Source organism: Vibrio sp. TRT 1302 (assembly GCF_050113875.1).
Classification (GTDB): Bacteria; Pseudomonadota; Gammaproteobacteria; order Enterobacterales; family Vibrionaceae; genus Vibrio.
In genome coordinates this window covers 1-5,786 of sequence record NZ_JBNJOF010000040.1, presented here as the reverse complement: position 1 = coordinate 5,786, position 5,786 = coordinate 1, and the positions used below count along the sequence as shown (strand labels likewise).

Here is a 5,786-nt window from a genome sequence, read left to right as displayed (position 1 = left end):
ATTAAAAACAGCCACAACCTCACCGTTGAGGGCGAAAGCCGTACTCTAGTCAAACAAGACACCACCTCGATTGTGGAGGGGAGCTTCCACCAAAAAGTGGGACAAATCTGCGCGATAGAGGTCGGTAGTGAAGTTCACCTTAACGCTGGTCTCAAAATTGTTATCGAAGCGGGGGCAGAACTAACCCTAAAAGCCGGTGGCAGTTTTATCAAAGTGGATGCTTCTAGCGTTAGCTTGGTTGGAGCGAAAGTCAATTTGAACTCAGGTGGCAGCGCGGGCAGTGGCAGCGGTTACAGTGGACTGAAAGCGACCCTTCCAAAGGGATTGGAGTTGCAGCAAGCACCGGAAGAGTTGACACCTATTGTCATTGAACAACAACGAAATACTGTTGTTGAGGCTGCACGAAAGGGCAGTGCCATTTGCAAAGCTTGTGAGGATGCTAAATTATGAAAACTTTTCCTTTCTGCACTGAGATCCCCACCGTATCAAGGTTACCCCGTTGGATGATTCTTGATGGCGCACTACTGCCTAAACTGGAATTTATGGTTGCAACGTTACGCAGAGAACTGAGCACAAATATCGAGTATCGCCCTTTATTACGCAATACTCGTTGGTCAAATGTCTCAGACGTTGGTCCATACCTCGTTACATGGGCAAAAGAGATTGAAGAGTGGGCCCATGAAACGGCACCTTATCGATATGGCGTCATTTTCGAATCTGACGCTTGCATCGCCGATCTCGAAACACACTGGAACAAACTGATTCTTTGCCAGCATAGTGGGTTAGAAAATGACTTAACTCGTTTATATGACCCGATTATTTTGCATTATTTACTCACAGCTACAGAAGAAACACGCTTTGAGTCTTGGATGGGGCCAATGAAAAACTTATGGCTACCAAACCCTTTTAACCAACAGTACGCAGAAGCAAAATCGTGTTCGGAAACACCCCAAGCGTTAAAAGAAGCTTTCTTTACTGATGAAGAGTGGCAGAGCCTGAGCGATGCGACCACAGCATACACAGCGTGGCGACTTATCCAACACATAGAAGAGTATTTTCCTGACAAACTACAAGCAAGCAAACAAGAAACGCACGCATTTGTTTTACAGCAGTTGGCTGATTTGAAACAACTTGGCCAAGTCACCGAACAATGCGCGACCTACTATCTAAATATTGTTTGCAGGCTTGGAAACATCTTAGCTGAGAACTCACTTTATCCTCAAATAACGGCTTGTTTGCGTGACGTAAAAGTTCCCTTAGAGCAGCGTTTAAAACATGCCAATCAATTGTCTGTCTCACTTGCCCAAAAACCACGAGACGAAGTGGAGAACTACCCATGAACTATACCATTCAATCAGGGGATACCTTATCCGCTATCGCGCGTGCAAACGGCATTACCGTAAAAGCGTTACACAACGCAAACCCGAGCATTGCTGATCCAAATAAAATTGATGTGGGTGAGGTGATTCATATTCCACAGGATGCGGTACTGGTGTCTGGCACTGCCGATCCAGCAACCAATGCGGCCATCGTCGCCAGTGTTCAGCCTGTTGACAACGTTGTCGAGGACTGCCCGCTAAGAGATGAGTGGTTTACCGTAAAACCAATGCGTTATGCGGTGGCAGATAGTGATAGCTCAGCAACACTACCAGAGAGATTGTCAGTAGGTGTTGACTTAGCCAAGATGCAAGAGCATCACTATATTGCTCGAGAGTTGATCGATCATACCGTCTACCTTTATAACGAAGACGAACAGTACCTAATTGAAGTGCTTTATCAAGATGGTATTGCGCAAGATGCTCGTTGTGTTTTTGGAGAGATACCAGCCGAAGTTGAATCCGCATTACCGATCCTTAAGCAAAAACAAAACACAAAAGCCACCATGTGGCTGAGCGTAACACCACTATCACAGCTAAGGCTATCAAACTTACAAACCAACCCTGATACCATCGTCAAACTTGGTCAACGTATCGACTTTGCACAAGCTGCAGCAGGTAATGCACCGGATACTAGGCCGCTTTACGATATAGAGAACTTGTTAGCCAATACTCAAGTTGTAGAGAGCTTTCTAAAATGGACATTTCCAGAATTAGAGCCGATCTCTGATATCAACGGGATACGGGTCCCATACGAAGCGCAAACACCTAAAAATAACTATGCGGTTTGCCTTGTTGATGCGGTTGGTATTGCCACTGATCTATGCCGAGAGTTCTCGATCGCTTACGAACTCACTATGTCTAGCTTGAGCACTTCGCAGCACCCGCTGCAAATGGCGAAGTTAACCAAACACATCTTAGATAACGAGATGGCTCAGGCCGCGTCTAAAGTCCCTGAGTATCAATCAACAGGCCAGTACGCTGCCGCTCTTTCTATGCGCAAGCGCAGTGATGAGCAAATGGCTCAACTTAAAACGGCAGCCGGTTCTTCAAGAAAGCAACAATTGGAGAAATATCTGCATGTTCAAGAGATGGAGAGCTATTTACAGGACTACCAAGATGCCATGCCCAAACTTAAACAGCAGCTTGAAACCCTATCTGAAGATTGGTTGACTTGGCTAGAGCATGAACAGCTTGATATTGCGCTCTCATGGTTGGATGACAGCGACAAAGAGCAAATCGCGCTCAAAGAAAGCCTTTTGTTTGCGATGACCAATAATCTCGAGGCTACCGATCAAGGCGTTGCCCTCGCTCAACGCTGGAGCAAAACACTGCTTGCTACCGTGTCTGAACAACCAAAACAGGAAAAAGGCGCAGGTGCGCATTTCTTAGCCGCGTTAGGCTTTGCCAAGCCATTGGTGTTAGAAGGCTCTAAATGGCTAAAAGAACTTAACGGGACGACAAACAGTAACTCAAGTATTGAAGCGATGGCTAAGGTAAGAAATGGACTGATTAAATCAGGCGATATGCCAGCCACCATTGCCACCGATGGGCTGATAAACGCGATTGCTTCTCCTTTGGTCCAATTAAGTATGGAAAGCAATGCGGGTATACTCTGGCAAGAAACCTATACCTTACTCACGTACCGCTATGACTATCAATTTCCCCAGCTAACAAGCAACCTCGGGGATGTAATGTTTGATATTGAGGCTTCTTATGCGGTGATGGTTTATACAGCAACCGGTCACATCACCAATGCTCCCCAGCATCAAACGAGTACACAAACCGTCAACCTCTATGCCGTTAACCAAACGTCCGCTCCCGGCAGTAAGCCAAGTGCCGTCGAAAAGCATGCTCAGTATTGGCTTAAGCAAGTGAACGGCAACGATCTGTTAAGTGAAAGAACAACCTTGATGAAGCTGTATCGCAAGACAGAGCAGGTATTCACCCCCAATGTGCAAAACACCGCGGTCGGTCTGTTCTTTCTTGTGCAGGTTTACAATACGTCACAAGTGAACAGCCAGTTTTCTGAAAATCCTCTTAAATATGGTGTAGATCGTGCAAACGCATGGGTTGGCTTAATCACCAGCTCTTTTGCCGTACTCGATCAGTTTGCTGGCGCGCGCTTTGGCGAAGTCGGCGGTAAAAAAGTCTTTACTCAGTTTATGCAGGAAGGTGGCGCAGATTTACTTGGTAAATCAACTGCCAAATCACTAACTTCATTGCTAAGTGATTTCAAACTTGCCTCGCCAAATACCATTGATATGTTCGAACGCTTGGGCAATGGTCTTACTAAAATTGTAAAAATCACGTTTCGTTGGCTACCGGTTGTAGGTGGTACTGTTGCCGCGCTGGCCAGCGGGTATCAACTTGGCACCGATCTGGTTAGCAACCAAAATGCTTTGGCTACGGCGGTGTCGGGGCTGACACTGTTGGTCAATGGAATGGCCGCCTATTGTGCGTGGGTGGCACTCGTGCCTGCGGCGGCGCCAGTTATGGCGGTTGCAGCGGTGGTTCTTGGGGTGACGGCATTAACGTTAGATATAGTCAGAGCCTCCCTGATGGATGATAAAACCCAGTTGTTTTTAAAGGGCTCTTTCTGGGGGCGCGGCGATTATGCTTACGGTAAGTCCAAATGCAACACCTTAGAACAGCGACTGATGCTGTTTGGCCATAATCTTGAGCAGCAGGATGCAATTAAAGTGATGCAACAAGAGCTAACCGCGTTTGGTGACTTTCTATTTAAACCCATTCCGCAGTTAATTAATGTTAGTCAAACCGGTGAGCAGAGCCGTTTTACGCTGCAGATCTTACTGCCTGGTTTTGTGCCGTTAACCAGTGATGTCAGTGTCTATCTCCAAGGCTTTATAGAGGAAGATACTAAAGATCTATTGGTCAGCCATAGCCAACAAAAACGCTGGCAAACCAATCTCCTCAACGGCAAGATGAGTCTGCTGAATAGCAATACCGCGATATTGAGCTTTGAGGTCGATGAAGCAGAACTGGCAACAGACTATCGTTTTTATCAACTGGCGCTCGCTTATCATAACCCCGCTGGTTATCCTGTCTCGCTAAAATACCCGAAAATTATCATCAATGATGACAAACAATGGTTTGAGTTCTGGCGCAGCAGTTCAGAACTGGAATCTTTTGAAATTGAGAAAAATAAATTATGAGTGAGATTAGACAAGTAGGCCCCAACCATTGGGTTGGGCCAGAAGACTTTGGTATTACCCCCCACTTCCACATTACCCAGCATGGCGTGGAACATTACCCGAACGGCCATTTGATTCAGCAAGAGCCATTAAACCCGGGCAATAAAAAAATCCCCATTGTTCACCGAAGAAAAGACGCTGAAGATATGGGCGAGTTTTTTGACGGCTTTTCGGCGGGAGGCCATGAAGACTTTCTAGATATGCGAATTAGGTCTGTCCATGGTAGAGGGGAGTTTATGGGGCTGGTGTTTCTTTTTACCCTGATATGGCTCGGGTTAAAAGGTTGGGGATTTATTGATGGACTGGCATGGTCAGATACCTATGTTATCGACTTAATCTATTTGGCATTGATAGGAGTCACTATAGCGGTCGGACTTTTCAAGCCGATTGCCATGCCGGTACGTTTCCATAAAAAAAACCAAGAGGTTTACGTTTGGCACAATAAAATTCTCTATCGTATTCCGTGGCAAGAGTGTGAAATATCCGTCATGGTGGCGAAAACCCATATAGGCTATGGGCGGTTAAAAGATGGCTATGAGTTAATGCTGTGGCTCAACCCTAGGCATGCAGTCAATGCTGATTTAACTGGTCAACGCCATCAATGTCTCAGCCTGCTGCACAATATGGGCAGTCACGCCCCTATGTATGGCTATTGGGAGTATGTTCGCCGTTATATGGCAGACGAACAGCCACTATGGTATGAAATCAGTAAAGAACCACGAATCGGGGGAGTAAACACGGATAAAGCCAGAGAGCTAGGGTACAGCAACTTTGTCGCATTGATTCGCTTTATATTAGTACTGCCAATTGTATTTCTTTTTAGACCTGCTGATTTTGCACTTTGGTGTAACCCCCTAAGACATAAATGGCCGGAACAGGTCCATGAGTGGACCGGTAAACGATGCAATTGGCATTAAACCTTTTGGAACAAGCTAATCATGAGTGAGATTAGACAAGTGGGCCCTAACCATTGGGTTGGACCTGAAGAATTTGGCTTTATCCCCAATTTCCATGTTACCCAACATGGCGTGGAGCACTACCCGAACGGCCATTTGATTCAGCAAGAGCCATTAAACCCAGGCAATAAAAAAATTTCCTTCATTTACCAAAATAAAGAAGCTGAAGATATGGGCGAGTTTTTTGAGGGCTTTTCGGCTGGGGGGCATGAAGAGTTTATTGATATGCGAGTTCGTTC

General features: G+C 46.0%; 3 protein-coding genes and 2 pseudogenes. All 5 read left to right on the top strand.

Annotated elements, in window-relative coordinates; all coding sequences use genetic code 11:
* A pseudogene (locus ACQEXP_RS21145) lies at window positions 1-450 on the top strand (hypothetical protein); the annotation flags it as partial.
* Window positions 447-1,340 (top strand): DUF4123 domain-containing protein, encoded by an 894-nt coding sequence (locus ACQEXP_RS21140; protein ID WP_426971452.1) that lies wholly within the window; start codon window positions 447-449, stop codon window positions 1,338-1,340. The pseudogene ACQEXP_RS21145 and the gene ACQEXP_RS21140, both read left to right, overlap by 4 nt.
* Window positions 1,337-4,552, top strand: coding sequence for a LysM peptidoglycan-binding domain-containing protein (locus tag ACQEXP_RS21135; RefSeq protein ID WP_426971451.1), 3,216 nt, complete (start codon window positions 1,337-1,339; stop codon window positions 4,550-4,552). The genes ACQEXP_RS21140 and ACQEXP_RS21135 overlap by 4 nt, the downstream gene beginning before the upstream one ends.
* On the top strand, window positions 4,549-5,508 hold the full coding sequence (locus ACQEXP_RS21130; protein WP_426971450.1) for a hypothetical protein: 960 nt from the start codon (window positions 4,549-4,551) through the stop codon (window positions 5,506-5,508). The genes ACQEXP_RS21135 and ACQEXP_RS21130 overlap by 4 nt, the downstream gene beginning before the upstream one ends.
* 21 nt (window positions 5,509-5,529) lie before the next feature.
* Window positions 5,530-5,786, top strand: a pseudogene (locus ACQEXP_RS21125) (hypothetical protein); the annotation flags it as partial.

Coding starts and splice junctions, on each gene's coding strand:
- ACQEXP_RS21140 (WP_426971452.1), top strand. CDS start 447: ATGAAAACTTTTCCTTTCTGCACTGAGATCCCCACCGTATCAAGGTTA.
- ACQEXP_RS21135 (WP_426971451.1), top strand. CDS start 1,337: ATGAACTATACCATTCAATCAGGGGATACCTTATCCGCTATCGCGCGT.
- ACQEXP_RS21130 (WP_426971450.1), top strand. CDS start 4,549: ATGAGTGAGATTAGACAAGTAGGCCCCAACCATTGGGTTGGGCCAGAA.